The following is a 16719-nucleotide window of genomic DNA, read 5'->3' as shown; positions in this document are numbered from 1 at the left end:
AGGGCCTGGTTGGCACGGACAGAATAATTACAGATACGGATTACTCTTCAGTGGTTTCTGCTGCGTTTTCCGCCGGCACCATACGCACATTACGGGACGGTACAACAGTTGAAATGGCGTGTTTATAAACCATCTGGCTTACGGTGTTTTTCAACAGAATTACGAACTGGTCAAATGATTCAATCTGGCCCTGCAGCTTAATACCGTTTACCAGGAAAATAGATACCGGAATACGTTCTTTGCGCAGCTGGTTCAGATAAGGGTCTTGTAAAGAGTGCCCTTTTGACATGGTTGTCTCCTCAAAATGTAAGGTGGTCGTCCAATGTGGGGACGACGAATAAAAAAATGCCCCATTACCGTCTGATGTCGGGCTTAATTTCGGGAGTAAGCAAAGAAATCAGGACGATGCGCTAAATATGGCGTTCGCTTCAAGGATTTTCAAGGCACTTTGCAGAAGTTTTGAATCATTTGTATCAAGCCAGTGCAAATCCGGCCAGCTGCGCAGCCAGGTTATCTGACGTTTGGCTAATTGACGGGTAGCAATAATACCGCGCTCGGTCATTTCCTCGTACGTCACTTTGCCTTCGAGGTAATCCCAGGCCTGACGATATCCTACCGCCCGGATGGACGGTAATTCCGGATTCAGATCGCCACGCTGGTATAACGCCCGGACCTCGTCGATAAAGCCTTCATCCAGCATTTGGTGAAAGCGTAGTGCAATACGGTCGTGTAATTGTTGTCGCTGTGGCGGGCACACCGCCAGGTTCACCACATGATAAGGGAGCGCTTGCTGATGCTGTTCCGCCCAGAGTTGCGTCAGGGTCTTGCCCGATACCTCATACACCTCAAGTGCACGCTGAATACGTTGCGAATCCATCGGCTTTAACCGCGCTGCCGATTCAGGATCAACCTGCGCCAGACGTTGATGCATATAAGGCCAGCCATGTTGCAGACCTTCTGCCAGCAACCGCTCGCGTACCGCGTCATCAGCTTTGGGTAAGTCGGCGGCACCGTCACGCAGAAATTTAAAATACATCATAGTGCCACCCACCAGCAGTGGCACCTTACCCGCCGCCGTGATGTCGGCCATTTCCCGCAAAGCATCTTCACGGAAACTGGCCGCGGAGTAGCTTTCTGCCGGATCGATTAAATCAATCAGCCGGTGTGGCGCACGCGCCAACATGTCAGCGTCCGGCTTAGCGGTACCGATATCCATACCTTTATACACCAGCGCCGAATCGACGCTGATAATTTCACACGGGTAGTTATCGACCAGCTCCAGCGCCAGCGCTGTTTTACCGGAAGCCGTAGGCCCCATCAAAAAGATGGCTGGCGGAAGTTCTTTATTCATATCGAGCGCAGCAGGCATTAACGGCCCCTCAGGAATAATTTATCGAGTTCAGGCATAGTCATTTGCGTCCAGGTCGGGCGCCCATGATTACACTGACCGCTGCGCTCAGTCGCTTCCATATCCCGCAACAAGGCATTCATTTCCGGCAACGTCAGTTTGCGGTTCGCCCGCACCGAGCCATGACAGGCCATGGTCGACAGCACTTCGTTACGGAATGCCAGAATGCGATCGGAGCTGCCGTGTTGCATCAGATCCGACAACATATCGGTAATTAACTGCGCTACATTGGCCTGCTGCAATAACACCGGGATCTGACGGATTAAAATACTTTCCGGCCCGACCCGCGCCAGTACCACACCCAGACGCTGAAACTCCTCGGCGTATTGTTCCGCCGCATCCGCTTCACGTTCACTGACGGCCAGGGTTTCCGGCACCAATAACGGCTGGCTCTGAATACCCTGTTCATCAACCGCCAGTTTTAACCGCTCGTAAGTAATCCGTTCATGGGCAGCGTGCATATCCACCACCACCATACCCAGCGCGTTCTGCGCCAGAATATAAATACCGTGCAGTTGCGCGATGGCAAAACCCAGCGGCGGCATATCATCACCATCCGCTTCCGGCAGTGGTTGCGCAGCAACCGTCTGCAGCGCGGCATCCGGCAGGCGGGCCCCGGCTAACGGTTGTGCCATGCTCTGATAAGCCTGCAGTTGCTCGGCCACCGCATTCTGACTGACACTCTGACCAGACTGAAATCCGGCATTGTTTGCTGACGTCGCGGCCTGCCAGTTAAGGCGCGTCTGTTCGCTGAACTCACCGGCTTCGATACCACTGACGGGGGCATTATGCTGACTCAGCGTCTGACTGACCTGTCCGCCACGGTCAGGATCATCAGCGGCGAGCAGCTTACCACCGGGGGCCAGCTGTGCATCAGGCCGCACATCGGCTAATGCCTTGTGCAAAGTCCGGAATAAAAAGTCGTGCACCAGACGGCCATCACGGAAGCGCACTTCATGTTTGGTTGGATGTACATTAACGTCCACCAGCTTCGGATCAAGCCATAAATACAGCGCAAACGCCGGGTGGCGGCCGTGATACAACACATCGCGATAGGCCTGTTTAATGGCATGCACCACCAGCTTGTCACGTACCACCCGGCCATTAACAAAGAAATATTGCATATCCGCCTGGGAGCGCGAAAACGTCGGCAGGCCAACCCAGCCCTGCAAGGTTAACCCCGCCGCTTCCCGTTCAATATGCACAGCGCTGTCCATAAAGGTGGGATTTAATAACTGCGCCACCCGCTTTTCGCGATCGATATCGCGGCTTGCCGGACGCACCGCATGAATCACCTTGCCGTTATGGCGCAGGGTAAAGCCAACGTCGTAACGACTCAGCGCCAGCCGTTTGACCGTTTCTTCGAGATGGGAAAATTCGGTTTTTTCAGTGCGTAAAAATTTACGCCTTGCCGGCGTATTAAAAAATAAATCGCGCACCTCGATGGTGGTCCCCTGCGGGTGAGCCGCCGGCGCCACACTGGCCACCATATCACGCCCTTCAGCCGTGACCTGCCAGGCTTCTTCTGCCTGCTCCGCCCGGGACGTCAGGGTTAACCGGGTGACCGAACTGATACTGGCCAGCGCCTCACCACGAAAGCCCAGGCTGCCGACGGCTTCGAGATCATCCAGTGTGGTGATTTTACTGGTGGCATGGCGGCTCAGCGCCAGTGGTAAATCGTCTTTGCCGATACCATGGCCGTTATCGCGAATGCGTAATAACTTAACCCCACCCTGTTCAGCATCAATTTCGATCCGGTCAGCCCCGGCATCCAGAGCATTTTCCACCAGCTCTTTAACGATATTGGCAGGCCGTTCCACCACCTCGCCAGCGGCGATCTGGTTGGCCAGGCGGGGAGATAACAGATGAATGCGAGAGCTCATGAGTTGGGTATTTTCAGTTTTTGTCCGACCCAGACCAGGTCAGATTTGAGTTTATTCAGACGGCGGATTTCAGCCATCGCCACCTGCTGACGTAACGCAATAGCCGATAACGTATCGCCGGAGCGAACGACATAAGTGCGAAAACCAGAGGTCGTGCCTGCCGGCTTATTTTTACCGCTGGCTAACAAGGTGCCGCGCGGCGGGTGATTCTGGAAATAACCGTTAATGCCATTAAAAATAGCGCGCGCCATTTTTTGCTGGTAACGCTTGCCGGCCAGTTTTTTCGCTTCGCCCGGGTTGGAAATAAAACCGGTCTCGACCAGCAGCGCCGGCATATCCGGCGCCTTCAACACCACAAACGCCGCTTCTTCCACCTGTTTTTTATGCAGCCGCGATACTTTACCCATGTGCCGCAAAATTCCCGAACCAATCTGTACGCTGGAGTTACGCTTGGCAGTCATGGATAAATCGAGCAGCGTCATGGCCAGATGATCTTCTTTATCTTCCAGACTGACACCACCAATTAAATCGGATTCATTTTCTTTGTCCGCCAGCCAGCGCGCCGCTTCACTGGTGGCACCACGTTCAGATAATACAAACACCGACGAGCCATGGGCCCCCGGATGTTTAAAGGCATCGGCGTGAATCGACACAAAAAAATCGGCATTGGCTTTACGGGCTTTGGCAGTACGCTCCCGCAGACCGATATAATAATCACCGGTACGCACCATAAAAGGCTGAAAACCCGGCTCTTTTTTCAGTAACCGCTCCAGTTCCCGGGCGATGGATAACACCACCCGTTTTTCATAAATACGGCCGTGACCTATCGCGCCCGGATCTTCACCACCATGACCGGCATCAATGGCAATAATAATGTCACGCTGGCTGGAACCCGAGTCACGAATCTGTTTCACCGGTGCGGCAATTGCGGTCACCGCCTGCTGAGCTTCGAGATCAACCACCAGGCGATCAAAGGGGTATTTTTTATTCGGTTTTAACGGAAAACTTTTCGGTTTCAGGGCCTGGTTAATATCCAGCACAATGCGTAAGTCGTTTTTGTTACGCTTGCCGGAACGGATCGCCCGGATGCTGGTATCGGCGACATCAACCTGAGTGACATCAAGCTGACTTTTAACGTCCATCAGATCAATCACAACCCGGTGCGGATTGCTCAGGGTAAAAATTTTATGTTCAACCGGTGCGGTCAGATCGAATACCAGCCGGGTGCTGTCCGGTGATTGCCAGACCCGCACGTCTTTCACATCCGCCCAGGCCATAGTACTCAACCACAGCATGCCCAACAGCAATAAGCCACGCGTTATTATCATAATGTCAGTGCGTTTAGTCTGTTTGCCCAATCATCAGCCCGCTCACTGGAGGCCTGCCAGTGCAGCTCACGGCTGTCACCAAGGTCATCTATCTGCAGTATCAGGTCCGCCGGCGGTAAAATGCCGGCGCCTTTATCGGCCCATTCGATCAGGCATAATGCCCCATCACTGAGATAATCGCGAATCCCCATAAATTCCAGTTCTTCCGGATCAGCCAGCCGGTACAGGTCGAAGTGGCATACCTTTACCTCCGCCAGGGCATAATCTTCCACCAGCGTATAGGTTGGGCTTTTAACCGCCCCCTGATGACCCAGCGCCTGAATCAGGCCGCGACTGAAAGTGGTTTTACCCGCTCCCAGAGTCCCTTGCAGAAATACCACCAGACCGCTGTCCAGCAACTGGTTGCTGCGGAAAAAATCGGCCACGGCGGCAGCATACGCCAGCATCGCCGTTTCGCCGCTTACTGCTCGGCCCATCAGTTCATTAACTCCCATAAATAAGGCATCAGATCGGTCGCCAGTAAACCGCGCTGGCCCTGCTCCCGGGCCGCCAGATCGGCAGCGCCGCTGTGCACACAAACACCATAACGCGCCGCTTGCCATGGGCTCAGCCCTTGCGCCAGCAGCGCAGCTAACACACCCGTTAATACATCACCCATTCCACCGCAGGCCATACCCGGATTGCCATCGGTGCATAACGCCAGGCGGCCGTCGGGTGCCGCAATCAGGCTGCCCTGACCTTTTAACACCACCACCGCCTGATATTGTGCTGCCAGCTGACGGGCACTGTTAAAACGATCGGCCTGCACACTGGCAATATCACACCCCAGCAAGCGGGCGGCTTCGCCCGGGTGCGGCGTCATAATCACCGGCCGCTCGCTGAAGTCGCGACGCCAGCCCGGCGACGCCAGCAGGTTCAGACCATCGGCGTCCAGCACCAGAGGAGTGCTGGCATTTAACACCTGTTGTAATAACAATTCCGACCAGCTGCTTTGCCCCAGCCCCGGGCCACAGGCAATCACATGGCTATGGGCCAGTAAGGGCTGTAATTCCAGCCCGGATTCCACCGCCCGCACCATGGCTTCCGGACGACGCACCAGAATCGGTGCCACATGTTCAGTACGGGTAGCGCAACGGATTAACCCGGCACCACAACGCCCGGCAGCTTCCACCGCCATAGCCACCGCGCCGCCCATGCCGTGATCTCCGCCAACCACCATCACATGGCCGAATTCGCCTTTGTGTGAGTTACCGCGACGCGGATTCAGGCGCTGATTAAGGCGCTCCAGCCGGTCCCAGCTGATGCGTTCACAACTGGCGGATAACTGATGAAACAACAGCGGATCAACCGACAAGGAGGCAAACGCCACTTCACCACAGATATCCGGTCCATCGGCGGTTAATAAACCCTGCTTCACACCAATAAAGGTCACCGTCAGACTGGCCTGTACGGCACAGCCGAGAATACAGCCCGTGTCGGCACTCAGACCGGATGGCAAATCAAGGGCTAATACATCGGCAAAGTGAGCATTCATGGCCGCGATGGCACTGGCATAATCCCCCTGCACGGCCTTATTGAGGCCGGTGCCTAATAACCCGTCCACAATGACCTGACCTTCATACACCAGCTCACCCCGAAACACCTGCGGCTCGACCCCGGCTTCCAGCGCCATTTCCCGCGCACGGCTGGCCGCTGCCGATAATCCGCTGTGATCGCCCAAGGTGTAAAACACTACGTCCAGGCCATGATGACAGGCCAGCGCCGCCAGCACATAAGCATCGCCGCCATTATTGCCTGGCCCGGCAAACACACACACCGAGCCTTCTTCCGGCCAGCGCTCCAGCAGGCAGGCAAACGCCGCTTCAGCGGCGCGGCACATCAGCTCAAAACCACAGGTGTCGCCACCGTCATCCTGAATCTGAGTAATGGCGAGCGTATCCAGCTCACGTACCTGGGCCGCACTGTAGAGTTCGCCAGGTAAATGATCTTTCGCGGAGTAAGGTCGGTTCATCCCTGCTAAGCCTTCAATGTGTTAAATTTGCCGGAATTATATCGACAAGCGTTGCTCAAGTCCTGCTCATGACCTCAGATTTACCCCATTTTACTGTCGCCTGCGGACAGCCTGACAACACCGCGGAAACGCTGCGCCAGCAACTGCAGCAATGGGCAACTGAGGCCGGTTTTCAGCAAATGGGCATTACCGACGTCAACCTCGGTGATCACGAACAACGTCTGCAGCAGTGGCTGCAACAGGGTTATCACGGCGAAATGAGCTATATGGCCGACCATGGCAATATGCGCTCACGCCCGGACGAGCTGCAGCCCGGCAGCATTCGGGTGATCAGCTTACGAATGGATTATCTGCCGCCGGACGTCAGCATCACTGAACAATTACGGGACAAAAATCAGGCCTATGTATCACGTTATGCACTGGGCCGCGATTATCACAAACTGATCCGTAAACGCCTGACCCAGCTGGGGAAAAAGCTGCAGCAACGTATTGCTGAGCTGAACAGTGAATACGGCATGAATTACCGCGCCTTTGTCGACAGTGCGCCGCTGCTGGAACGGGCGTTAGCCAATAAAGCCGGCCTTGGCTGGGTCGGTAAAAACACCATGCTGATCAACCGCAAAGCCGGATCGTATTTTTTCCTCGGCGAAATTCTCACCGACCTGCCGCTGCCACTGGATGAGCGTTACGAAAAAGACCATTGTGGCCGCTGCAGCGCTTGTCTGGATATCTGCCCGACCCAGGCCTTTGTCGGGCCACACGTACTCGACGCGCGCCGCTGTATTTCATACTTAACCATCGAACTGGATGGGGCTATTCCCGAAGCACTGCGCAAAGGCATTGGCAACCGCATTTTTGGTTGTGACGACTGTCAGATTGGCTGCCCCTGGAACCGCTTCAGCAACACCACTCAAGAGCCCGATTTCAGCCCGCGACACCAGCTCGACAAAGCCAGTCTGCTGGAATTATTTGCCTGGGATGAAGCCACCTTTATGCAACGTACCGAAGGTATGCCAATTCGCCGTACCGGTTACCAGAACTGGCAGCGTAATATCGCTGTGGCATTAGGTAACGCGCCCACCAGCCTGGAAGTCACCGACGCATTAGAAAAAGCCAAAGCGCACAGCAGCGCTTTGGTCAAAGAACATATCGACTGGGCACTGGCGCAGCATCAGTCGCGCTGATACAGCGCTTCCAGCGTCACCGAATCCAGTGCATTGGCATTAACCATATAACCGGTTAATGCCGCTGAGGCATCGGCCGGCAATTCCAGTTTCTGTTTTAACGCAAACACCGTGAACTGATAGCGGTGGGCTTTATCACCGGCCGGAGGACAGGCACCACCAAACGCATGAGCGCCGTAATCGTTGCGCATCTGCATACTGCCTGGCGGTAACGCCGTGTTGTCAGCCGCGCCGGCGCCCGCTGCCAGCGTCGTCGTCGTGGCCGGAAGATTCACCAGCTGCCAGTGCCACCAGCCACTGCCAGTGGGTGCATCCGGATCGTAAGCGAAGACCGCATACGCCTGAGTACCTTCCGGCGCACCACTCCAGGATAAATGTGGCGACTGATTACCGCCGTCACAACCAAAACCGCTAAACTCTTGTGCTTTCGGCATCAACTCAGCGGCACGAATATCGTCACTGCTGATTACCATATCGGCACTGGCCAGTGGGCTTAATAAACCCGTCATTACCACCGCAGAAACTAATTTCATCACATACTCCTTAAGCGCAGCGCCTGCACCAAAACGGCAACAGGTCGGAAATTATGATAAGCAGTAAGCTGCAGCGGCTGTAGTACAAAAACAATCAGCTGTTCGCCCTATTCCATCAGCCGGGTTTTGCGTAACTCACTGGGCGTCAGGCCAAACTGCTGGCGGAACTTTTCACTGAAACGCGACGGCGAGACATAACCACAATTTTCTGCAATACGGCTGACCGCATCGTTACCGGTTTGCAACCAGTGCAATGCCAGCCCCAGCCGGGCGCCATCTTTAATATCCTGCAACCGGGTATTTTCCGCTTTCAGACGCCGGTGCAAAGTAGCCTCACTCATAGCTAACTGGCGCCCGAGTGACGCCGCGGTATGATCCGCCGCCGGCTGTTCACGGATCAGCTGATGCAAACGCTGACTGAGAGACGGAGCACGTACCAGAGACGTCAGCCCGTGATACCCCTGCCACTGCAATAAGCGCAGGATTTCCTGGCGCCGCAAGCTTAATAACGCAGCCGGAACCTGTACCGACCAGTCGATATACTGCTGCAGACTGTGTAATAACAACTCATCAATAATGCCCGCGGGAGGCTGATCACTGGCCACAGCCGGGCTGGCGTCCAGAGCAGCAAAATCATCCGCTTCAAACTCCATTAACAACGCCCGGTAACGGCTTTGTGCCGGAATATTACGCATATTGATGCGCCCGGATCCCGGCAGAAAGACAAAATGCCCGGCCGTACAGCTGATCTCAGCCCGATCACCCAACTGCTTACAGCCATCCGCCACACACACCAGCAAAGGCTTCACCACAGGCACATTCAGCAACACCTGCTCTCTGACCGAGGAATACACCGCAAACGGCGCGTCGGGCTGCTGTTGCAACAACTGCTGTGCCCGGCTGACTAATGACTGCATGTTTTCTCCCTGTGAAAGCAACGACTGACCGCTGCACGAGTGTACAAAATGACTGCGGCAGTGGCACATCGATTTCGCTACAATGCGCGCTGATCCCGTTAGCGCTGCAGCGTGCACAATTATGAAACTCGACGACATCAAAAAGCTGAACCAGAAAAAATACCGCCAACAGTTCGGCCATTACCTGGTGGAAGGTGAACACCTGCTGCTGGAGCTGGAAAAAACATCACTCAGCGAGTGTGAAGTTCTGGTCACGGAAGCTTATCAGGACTGGCCTACGCGGTTTAAAAAAACGCTGATCAGCAGCAAAAAAATGGCCGCCATTGCCGATACCAAAACACCCCAGGGCATTATTGCGGTGGTGCCGTTTCAGTCAGCCGACAACAACCGTGACCAACGCGCTGTTTACCTTTATGAAGTGCAGGACCCGGGCAATCTGGGCACTATTTTGCGCACCCTCGGTTGGTTTGGTGGCTTTAAATGCATCCTCAGCCCGGGCAGTGTTGATCCGTTCAACCCCAAGGTAGTGCGTGCCAGCATGGGCGCCATTTTTCATGTTGACATCGAACAGGACGTCAGTCTGGCGCAATTGCACCAGCGTTACCCCCGCATCGCCACCCTGGACATGGCAGGCGAGCCACTGAGCAGCGCCGCTTTTGGGTCATTCGATTGTTATCTGTTTGGCAATGAAGCACGCGGTGTGCCCAACGAACTGCTCACTGATTTTGAAGTATCGCCGTTCACTATTAACGGCAGTGGCGCTATCGAATCGCTGAATTTAGCCTCAGCAGTGAATATGTGTATTTATGAATTAAGACGATAGCTGGTCGAAAAAATCACTACAGCCGGTTGTTAGCAATAACCGCACGAATGGCAGACGCTGACCAGGCAGCGGCTGCCAACGGCCAAACCTTACCCTTCTGACTGCGGCAACCTTGGCGCGTACTCGAAAACATCTGAATAGCAGTTTTCTTCTTTAAGCCCCTTGGATTTAAGCTGATCCATGGTGCCGTACACCATCCCCGGCGAACCGCACAGATACATTTTCGTATGTTCAAGGCTGGCAAAATCTTGCTGGATAACCTCATAAAGATAGCCCGAGCGGCCAGCCCAGCCGGGGGACTTTGATTCCAATACAGGAATGAATGTGATTGTCTTGTATAGGCTTTTGAGGCGCTGAAAAAAATCAAGAAGATAAAAGTCATTCACGCCCCTGTTGGACCAATAAATGGTCACATCCGCGTCTGGTTTCCGGTTTACGATTTCTTCAATAATGCATTTTATCTTCGCAATACCAGAGCCTGCAGCAACCAACACATGTGGCTGATCAAGCCGGGTTTGCAGATAGGCCTTGCCCAGCGGCAAGGTTACCCTGGCGCGTTCATTTCTTTCACAAAGAGAGCCAAGCGCCTTGATTATTTCTCCGGAAAACTCACTGTTTTTGTGAATAATCAGCTGCAGCCGTTGCGGGCTATCGGGTTTGCAGGCATTCGCAATCGTGTAAGAAAGCGATTGCATACCGGCTTCCTGTTCAGGGTTTAATTCAAGTTGAAGATGCTGGCCGGCGTGGTAGCTCAGGCTGGCATCATCCGGTGCCAACAGATCAATCTGGTAGGTATTTTCGCTCAGCGGAGCGATGGCACTGACCTGGCAGGCGTACTGCTTAAGTGGGTAACCCATAACGTGATTATTCATTGCAAACCAGAAATCATAAACATACCGGCCATGGCCGATATTGGATTAAGTAAACCGCGCTTTAACACCAGCCCGGCTGCTGCCAATTGAACGGTGGCAACGCCTTGCTCACCCTTTCTTGCCGATCACTACAGAACAGACACAGGCATCTTAAAAAACTTCTTTAGTGAACAAAAATGGTTTATTTTCACGCACCCATTACTTTGGCTCATGCAAAATATGCTGGAACGCACTCACCTCAGGGTTATACAAGCGGTCGAACAACAAGGGTCGCTGACGGCGGCCGCGCAGGTGCTCTGCGTTACTCAATCTGCTTTAAGCCACACCATGCGCAAACTGGAAGACAATATCGGTACTGCAGTCTGGTTGCGGGAAGGCCGCAGCCTGCGGCTGACACAAGCGGGCAGGTTTCTGCTGAATATTGCCAACCGCGTGCTGCCGGTGCTGGAACATGCGGAAGGCAAACTTAAACAGATTGCCTGCGGTGAGCGCGGCACATTAAGAATTGGTATGGAATGCCACCCCTGTTACCAATGGCTGCTGAAAGTGGTATCGCCATTTCTGGATGCCTGGCCCGATGTGGATGTGGATGTAAAACAGAAATTTCAGTTCGGCGGTGTTGGCGCACTGCTGGATTACGAAATTGACCTGCTGGTAACACCCGACCCCTTCTATAAAAGCGGCCTGAACTTCCAGCCGGTGTTTGATTACGAGCAGGTTCTGGTGGTCCCCAAGCATCATCCGTTAACGGCTGTTGAATACGCCCGGGCAGAAGATCTGCGCGACCAGGTTTTGCTGACTTATCCGGTGCCAACCGACCGGCTGGACATCTACACCCAGTTTCTCAACCCGGCCATGGTGGTGCCTAAGCAACACAAAACCAGCGAAACCACCGATATTATGCTGCAAATGGTCGCCTGCGGCCGGGGCGTGGCGGCCTTACCACGCTGGCTGGCAGAAGAATATTGCGCCAGGCTGCCTTTGGCGGTCGTAAGGCTGGGTGAGAGTGGCATCGCCAAACAGATTTATCTGGGTACCCGTGAAAATGACGGCGATATCGAATATCTGCAGGCCTTTACTGAACTGGCGCGCGCTTACCAATACCCGACAGAATCGACAAACCCATGAGAATAAGTAATGACTTGATGAGATAAAATCAATATTTCTCATGCATCAAGCCATGTATAACGTGCACAGTTATCTTTTACGGTCAGCACGGAATACGAAAACAATGAGCAACGGTTTTACATACACCATTAAGAGCATTCGCTTTGATGAGCACTATGAGCCATCGGACAATACCCGCTTAACCACCAATTTTGCCAACCTGGCCCGCGGTGAACAGCGCCAGGAGAATCTGCGCAAAGCTATCGACATGATTAACAACTGTTTCAACGGACTGGCGCATTGGGATAATCCGAACAAAGACCGCTACTCTGTTGAGCTTGATATTATTCATGTTGATATTGATGTGGCAGGCAATGGCGAGACTTTTCCCACCATCGAAATTCTGAAAACCTACATCATCGACCACAAAACCAACAAACGGATTGAGGGTACTGTAGGTAATAACTTCTCCTCTTATGTGCGCGACTACGATTTCAGTGTCGTGCTGCGCAGCCATAACGAAGGCAAAAACGAATTTACCGTGCCTGCTGACTTTGGCGACCTACACGGCAATATGTTTAAAGACTTTGTTCAATCCAGTGTGTACAAAGCAAATTTCAACAAACTGCCGGTGATCTGCCTGAGCGTTTCAGACAATAAAATTTACCGTCGTACCAGCAACCAACACCCGGTTCTGGGTGTTGAATACCTGCCGAATGAACCGTCGCTGACCGAGCAGTATTTTCAAAAGATGGGCATGAAGGTGCGCTATTTTATGCCACCATGCAGCGTCGCGCCGTTTGCGTTCTTTTTCTTTGGCGATCTGCTTAACGATTACAGCACCCTGGAGCTGATCAGCACGCTGAGCACCATGGAAACGTTCCAGAAGATTTACCGGCCGGAAATTTACAACGCGCACTCCATTGCCGGTGAAATCTACCAACCCAGCCTGAAGAATCAGGATTGCTCGTTAACGCAGGTCGTCTATGACCGGGAAGAACGTAATCGTCTGGCCACCGAGCAAGGCAAATGGTGTGCTGAATACTTTATTCAGCGCCACCAGCCGATACTGGAAGCATGGTCGGCCGCCTTCTCTGATCAACAAGCCGGGTACTGATCATTATGAAAAAACTACTCCCGACCTCAACCGCCGGCAGTCTGCCCAAGCCTTCGTGGCTGGCCGAGCCTGAAACATTATGGTCACCCTGGAAACTGGAAGGTGCTGAGCTGACCCTGGGCAGACAAGATGCCCTGCGCATTACGCTGAAAGAGCAGGAACATGCTGGCATTGATATCGTCAGTGACGGCGAACAAACCCGCCAGCACTTTGTAACAACCTTTATTGAAAACCTGAGTGGCGTTGATTTTGAGAATAAAAAAACGGTAAGAATCCGCGATCGCTACGACGCCAGCGTACCGGGAATTGTCGGCCCGGTCAGCCGCCAGAAGCCGGTTTTTGTTGACGATGCAAAATTTCTGCGCGCCCAGACCAACCAGCCCATTAAATGGGCGCTGCCTGGCCCCATGACCATGGTTGATACCCTGTATGATGACTATTATCAGGATCGTAAAAAACTGGCCTTTGAATTTGCCAAAGCGCTTAATCAGGAAGCCAAAGAACTGGAAGCAGCAGGCGTTAACATCATTCAGTTCGATGAGCCCGCTTTTAACGTATTTCTTGATGATGTGAACGAATGGGGTATAGAGGCGCTGGAAATCGCCAAGGCCGGCTTAACCTGTGAAACCGCTGTCCACATCTGTTATGGCTACGGCATTAAAGCCAATACCGACTGGAAAAAGACACTGGGTGAAGAATGGTTGCACTACGAAAAAACGTTTCCTGCCATTCAGAAATCCAGCATTGATATTATTTCGCTGGAATGCCACAACGGCCGGATTCCTTTAGAAGTTCTGTCCCTTCTTAAAGGTAAAAAGATCATGGTCGGTGCCATTGACGTGGCCACCGATACCATTGAAACACCCGAAGAAGTCGCCGCGACCATTCGTGAAGCGCTGAAATATGCCGATGCCGACAAGATTTATCCCTGCACCAACTGCGGCATGGCGCCGCTGTCCCGCGACGTGGCAAGAGGGAAACTTCATGCACTGGCGGCCGGGGCAGAGATCGTCAGAAAAGAGCTTTCCGTCTGATACCTTTGCTGTGCTGAAAATCCAACAGGGGCGATACCGCCCCTGTTGGATTTATTCCGTTTATCCATCATTCAATCAAGTCATCTGTTAATGAATATTATCGAATTATTTATCAATCATTTACCGACTATTCTTGCCCTGATCGCGACCGGTATTTTCGCAGGGATATTGGCGGGCCTTCTCGGGGTTGGTGGCGGCATTGTTATTGTGCCGGTGTTGTTTTTTATCTTTCAGGGCTTTGGTGTTTCGCCTGAATCCGCGATGATCGTCGCTACTGCCACGTCTCTGGCGACCATTGTGCCGACATCGATCAGCTCTATACGCTCACACAGGCAAAAAGGTAACGTCGATGTTGATCTTTTAAAGCGCTGGAGTGTATTTATTCTTATTGGCGTCCTGGCAGGAAGCTGGCTGGTGACGCGTGCAGACGGGACATGGCTTACTGTATTATTCGGTGTAATCGCAACTTTATCCGCATTAAACATGCTGTTCAGAACAGGAAAGTCTGCCATATTCTCCGCTCTGCCAGGTAAAGCCGGGCAAACCGTCATGGGCACCTCGATTGGCTTTTTCAGTTCAATGGTGGGAATCGGAGGCGGTACTATTTCCGTGCCACTGCTTACCCTATACAACTATCCGGCACACAAAGCCGTTGGCACAGCAGCAGCCATCGGCCTGATTATTTCATTACCCGGTGCACTGACCATGCTCCTGCTGGGCAGCACACCGGATGATGCTCCGGCAGGAACCTTTGGTTTAGTCAATCTGGCAGGCTTTTTGTGCATTGTACCGCTGACGGTTGCCTTTGCCCCGGTAGGCGCATCGTTGGCGGCAAAACTAGATGCCGGCAAACTCAAAAAAGTCTTTGCCGTTGTTCTGCTCATCACCGGCTTAAGGATGTTGCTTCAGGTATTTATGTAAGACTGGCACCGGTTTAAGCGTCGATTTAGCGATATTGGTTTTAAAGAGTTTGATTGCTATGTATTCGGCAACAAAGCCCGCGGTGTACCATTGGCGGCAGAAGAAGCGAAAGATCCGGCTAAAGATATGCCTAAAGGTATTATCGCGGCGATGGTCTTGCTGATTTTTACTGCGTTGCCGGTGATTCCAGATCGGCTCATTCTGGGCGTTGCGCAAACGAATAAGAATACAGCGCCGAGGGTACATCGCAGGCGCAACCCGGATAGGTATTGTCGCGCCAGGTGCCGCCCAGGTCGTCGTACTTCTCCAGAATGACAAAGTCACTGAAGCCCTGTTGCAAAAACCGCACGGCAGCGCCAATGCCGCTGACGCCGGCGCCAATGATGACGATATCCCAGTGGTGTTTTTTCATCGTTATTCTTCTTGTTAAGCCCGCTTCTGTAATCGCATTAATACAAAACTGACACACGATTCCGCTTTAGTCGACCAAGGTATTTAAAACAGAATGACTCGTCAACTTTGGGCAAAGCGACTTCAGCAACCAGAAAACATCAGGAAATCAGTGAGATAAACAGATATTAGTGAAAAACGGACATACACCTGAGCAGGAGATAAGAAGATTGTCCGGATCCGACCCGGCTGAAAAAGCCGGGTCACGATATCAGCGCGATATCAGCGGCCGTAAGCCTGTTCGATACCCGCTAACACACCGTCGTTACGCAGCTTATCCAGCGCCGACTGCAAGGTATTGATAACATCATCAGAAGTATCACGATTAATGGCCAGGAACATCGGCGTATTCCGGAAGGTCAGCACCTCTTTAATTTCCAGTTCCGCGGCATCCGCCGCGGTGTAAGGGCCGGACAACTGATCGGTTACCCATAAATCAACCTGACCCAGTTGCAAACGACGTGGCACCATTTGTGATGAGTCGGATAATTCGACGTTAAACCCTTTCTCAATCAGGTAATTGCTCATCACGTCGCCTTTATAACCGCCGATTTTATAATCCCGGGCGTCTTCCAGAGAATTCAGTTTGATATCCGAACCCGGCAGTGAGAATAAGGCCCAGCCGAGATTAGTAATCGGCCCGACCCAATGAAACAAGGCTTCGCGTTCAGGACTGCGTGCAGCGCAAAAAACACCGGTATTGGCTTTGCGCTTGCTTCTTTCCATACCGTATTTCCAGTTGCGCAATTTAATGCGGGAGTCATAAGGTGTTTCACGAATGACGGCTTTAATAACATCGGTACACAAGCCGGTAATTTCATCGGCTTTATGCGCAAACGCACGACCATCATCAGTCATATTATAAGGCGGGTATTGTTCAGTAAAAAAATACAGTTTCTGTTGTGCCAGGCTAGTAAAAGTTAAAGCTGCCAACAATAAGCCAGCAACTGTTTTTATTGATAAGATCATCATTTACCCATAGGTTAAGTGAAAACAGGCGCCTAATTAAATAAACCTGACCACAAGGTCAACCAAAGTTTTCCAATAGCGAGCAAATAATGTAAAAATTGATGTTTTTAGAAGACATCGGTATTCACTGGCGCGTTTTTTCTCTTGAACCGTCTTTGCAGC

General features: G+C 52.6%; 17 protein-coding genes. 6 read left to right on the top strand and 11 right to left on the bottom strand.

Annotation, left to right across the window (positions count from 1 at the left end; genetic code table 11):
• Window positions 1-40: 40 nt before the first annotated feature.
• The 6 genes from hfq to ACFOMG_RS10235 all read right to left on the bottom strand — a co-directional run bounded on the left by hfq (window position 41) and on the right by ACFOMG_RS10235 (window position 6630).
• On the bottom strand, window positions 41-289 hold the full coding sequence (gene hfq, locus ACFOMG_RS10260) for an RNA chaperone Hfq (protein WP_376866448.1): 249 nt from the start codon (window positions 287-289) through the stop codon (window positions 41-43).
• A gap of 108 nt (window positions 290-397) precedes the next feature.
• Complete coding sequence (miaA, locus tag ACFOMG_RS10255; RefSeq protein ID WP_376866447.1) at window positions 398-1369, bottom strand: tRNA (adenosine(37)-N6)-dimethylallyltransferase MiaA; 972 nt, start codon at window positions 1367-1369, stop codon at window positions 398-400.
• Window positions 1369-3291 (bottom strand): DNA mismatch repair endonuclease MutL, encoded by a 1923-nt coding sequence (gene mutL, locus ACFOMG_RS10250; protein WP_376866446.1) that lies wholly within the window; start codon window positions 3289-3291, stop codon window positions 1369-1371. The genes miaA and mutL overlap by 1 nt, the downstream gene beginning before the upstream one ends.
• Window positions 3288-4619 (bottom strand): N-acetylmuramoyl-L-alanine amidase, encoded by a 1332-nt coding sequence (locus tag ACFOMG_RS10245; protein ID WP_376866445.1) that lies wholly within the window; start codon window positions 4617-4619, stop codon window positions 3288-3290. Before ACFOMG_RS10245 ends, mutL begins: the two co-directional genes overlap by 4 nt.
• On the bottom strand, window positions 4616-5095 hold the full coding sequence (gene tsaE / locus ACFOMG_RS10240; RefSeq protein WP_376866444.1) for a tRNA (adenosine(37)-N6)-threonylcarbamoyltransferase complex ATPase subunit type 1 TsaE: 480 nt from the start codon (window positions 5093-5095) through the stop codon (window positions 4616-4618). Before tsaE ends, ACFOMG_RS10245 begins: the two co-directional genes overlap by 4 nt.
• On the bottom strand, window positions 5095-6630 hold the full coding sequence (locus tag ACFOMG_RS10235) for an NAD(P)H-hydrate dehydratase (protein WP_376866442.1): 1536 nt from the start codon (window positions 6628-6630) through the stop codon (window positions 5095-5097). Before ACFOMG_RS10235 ends, tsaE begins: the two co-directional genes overlap by 1 nt.
• 68 nt (window positions 6631-6698) lie before the next feature.
• Here ACFOMG_RS10235 and queG point away from each other — a divergent pair, with 68 nt between their 5' ends.
• Window positions 6699-7814: a tRNA epoxyqueuosine(34) reductase QueG gene (gene queG, locus ACFOMG_RS10230; RefSeq protein WP_376866441.1), complete on the top strand. Its 1116-nt coding sequence runs from the start codon at window positions 6699-6701 to the stop codon at window positions 7812-7814.
• Here the strand turns inward: queG and ACFOMG_RS10225 are convergent.
• Both ACFOMG_RS10225 and ACFOMG_RS10220 read right to left on the bottom strand, forming a co-directional pair.
• Window positions 7802-8347 (bottom strand): YbhB/YbcL family Raf kinase inhibitor-like protein, encoded by a 546-nt coding sequence (locus tag ACFOMG_RS10225; RefSeq protein ID WP_376866439.1) that lies wholly within the window; start codon window positions 8345-8347, stop codon window positions 7802-7804. The two genes, queG and ACFOMG_RS10225, sit on opposite strands and share 13 nt — an antisense overlap.
• 107 nt (window positions 8348-8454) lie before the next feature.
• On the bottom strand, window positions 8455-9264 hold the full coding sequence (locus ACFOMG_RS10220) for a helix-turn-helix transcriptional regulator (RefSeq protein WP_376866438.1): 810 nt from the start codon (window positions 9262-9264) through the stop codon (window positions 8455-8457).
• Window positions 9265-9385: 121 nt separating this feature from the next.
• On the opposite strand from ACFOMG_RS10220, the gene ACFOMG_RS10215 reads away from it, so the two are divergent.
• Window positions 9386-10087: an RNA methyltransferase gene (locus ACFOMG_RS10215; protein WP_376866437.1), complete on the top strand. Its 702-nt coding sequence runs from the start codon at window positions 9386-9388 to the stop codon at window positions 10085-10087.
• A gap of 89 nt (window positions 10088-10176) precedes the next feature.
• Here ACFOMG_RS10215 and ACFOMG_RS10210 read toward each other — a convergent pair whose 3' ends face one another.
• Window positions 10177-10959, bottom strand: a complete 783-nt coding sequence (locus tag ACFOMG_RS10210; protein ID WP_376866436.1) for an FAD-binding oxidoreductase — start codon at window positions 10957-10959, stop codon at window positions 10177-10179.
• A 219-nt stretch (window positions 10960-11178) separates the two neighbouring features.
• On the opposite strand from ACFOMG_RS10210, the gene ACFOMG_RS10205 reads away from it, so the two are divergent.
• The 4 genes from ACFOMG_RS10205 (at window position 11179) to ACFOMG_RS10190 (ending at window position 15138) form a co-directional block, all read left to right on the top strand.
• Window positions 11179-12087, top strand: coding sequence for a LysR family transcriptional regulator (locus ACFOMG_RS10205; protein WP_376866435.1), 909 nt, complete (start codon window positions 11179-11181; stop codon window positions 12085-12087).
• Window positions 12088-12190: 103 nt separating this feature from the next.
• Window positions 12191-13183, top strand: coding sequence for a DUF1852 domain-containing protein (locus tag ACFOMG_RS10200; protein WP_376866434.1), 993 nt, complete (start codon window positions 12191-12193; stop codon window positions 13181-13183).
• Window positions 13184-13188: 5 nt separating this feature from the next.
• Window positions 13189-14217 (top strand): methionine synthase, encoded by a 1029-nt coding sequence (locus ACFOMG_RS10195; protein ID WP_376866433.1) that lies wholly within the window; start codon window positions 13189-13191, stop codon window positions 14215-14217.
• Between the two features lie 90 nt (window positions 14218-14307).
• Window positions 14308-15138, top strand: a complete 831-nt coding sequence (locus ACFOMG_RS10190) for a sulfite exporter TauE/SafE family protein (protein WP_376866432.1) — start codon at window positions 14308-14310, stop codon at window positions 15136-15138.
• Window positions 15139-15334: 196 nt separating this feature from the next.
• On the opposite strand, the gene ACFOMG_RS10185 is transcribed toward ACFOMG_RS10190, so the two are convergent.
• Together ACFOMG_RS10185 and ACFOMG_RS10180 are read right to left on the bottom strand one after the other, a co-directional pair.
• A complete protein-coding gene (locus ACFOMG_RS10185; RefSeq protein ID WP_376866431.1) occupies window positions 15335-15550 on the bottom strand; it encodes an FAD-dependent oxidoreductase in 216 nt (71 codons plus the stop codon).
• A 260-nt stretch (window positions 15551-15810) separates the two neighbouring features.
• Complete coding sequence (locus ACFOMG_RS10180) at window positions 15811-16557, bottom strand: substrate-binding periplasmic protein (RefSeq protein ID WP_376866430.1); 747 nt, start codon at window positions 16555-16557, stop codon at window positions 15811-15813.
• Between the last annotated feature and the right edge of the window lie 162 nt (window positions 16558-16719).

The sequence above is a fragment of the Bacterioplanoides pacificum genome, assembly GCF_042648445.1.
In the GTDB taxonomy this organism is placed as follows: Bacteria; Pseudomonadota; Gammaproteobacteria; order Pseudomonadales; family Oceanobacteraceae; genus Bacterioplanoides; species Bacterioplanoides pacificum.
Note: the sequence above shows the minus strand (reverse complement) of the source record. Positions and strands in the feature narration are given on the sequence as shown.

Bases quoted from the DNA above. Each gene is read 5' to 3' on its own strand.
- tsaE (WP_376866444.1), bottom strand. From the start codon at position 5,095: ATGGGCCGAGCAGTAAGCGGCGAAACGGCGATGCTGGCGTATGCTGCC.
- ACFOMG_RS10235 (WP_376866442.1), bottom strand. From the start codon at position 6,630: ATGAACCGACCTTACTCCGCGAAAGATCATTTACCTGGCGAACTCTAC.
- ACFOMG_RS10215 (WP_376866437.1), top strand. From the start codon at position 9,386: ATGAAACTCGACGACATCAAAAAGCTGAACCAGAAAAAATACCGCCAA.
- ACFOMG_RS10180 (WP_376866430.1), bottom strand. From the start codon at position 16,557: ATGATCTTATCAATAAAAACAGTTGCTGGCTTATTGTTGGCAGCTTTA.
- miaA (WP_376866447.1), bottom strand. From the start codon at position 1,369: ATGCCTGCTGCGCTCGATATGAATAAAGAACTTCCGCCAGCCATCTTT.
- ACFOMG_RS10185 (WP_376866431.1), bottom strand. From the start codon at position 15,550: ATGAAAAAACACCACTGGGATATCGTCATCATTGGCGCCGGCGTCAGC.
- ACFOMG_RS10220 (WP_376866438.1), bottom strand. From the start codon at position 9,264: ATGCAGTCATTAGTCAGCCGGGCACAGCAGTTGTTGCAACAGCAGCCC.
- ACFOMG_RS10200 (WP_376866434.1), top strand. From the start codon at position 12,191: ATGAGCAACGGTTTTACATACACCATTAAGAGCATTCGCTTTGATGAG.
- mutL (WP_376866446.1), bottom strand. From the start codon at position 3,291: ATGAGCTCTCGCATTCATCTGTTATCTCCCCGCCTGGCCAACCAGATC.
- ACFOMG_RS10190 (WP_376866432.1), top strand. From the start codon at position 14,308: ATGAATATTATCGAATTATTTATCAATCATTTACCGACTATTCTTGCC.
- queG (WP_376866441.1), top strand. From the start codon at position 6,699: ATGACCTCAGATTTACCCCATTTTACTGTCGCCTGCGGACAGCCTGAC.
- ACFOMG_RS10195 (WP_376866433.1), top strand. From the start codon at position 13,189: ATGAAAAAACTACTCCCGACCTCAACCGCCGGCAGTCTGCCCAAGCCT.
- ACFOMG_RS10205 (WP_376866435.1), top strand. From the start codon at position 11,179: ATGCTGGAACGCACTCACCTCAGGGTTATACAAGCGGTCGAACAACAA.
- ACFOMG_RS10245 (WP_376866445.1), bottom strand. From the start codon at position 4,619: ATGATAATAACGCGTGGCTTATTGCTGTTGGGCATGCTGTGGTTGAGT.
- ACFOMG_RS10225 (WP_376866439.1), bottom strand. From the start codon at position 8,347: ATGAAATTAGTTTCTGCGGTGGTAATGACGGGTTTATTAAGCCCACTG.
- ACFOMG_RS10210 (WP_376866436.1), bottom strand. From the start codon at position 10,959: ATGAATAATCACGTTATGGGTTACCCACTTAAGCAGTACGCCTGCCAG.
- hfq (WP_376866448.1), bottom strand. From the start codon at position 289: ATGTCAAAAGGGCACTCTTTACAAGACCCTTATCTGAACCAGCTGCGC.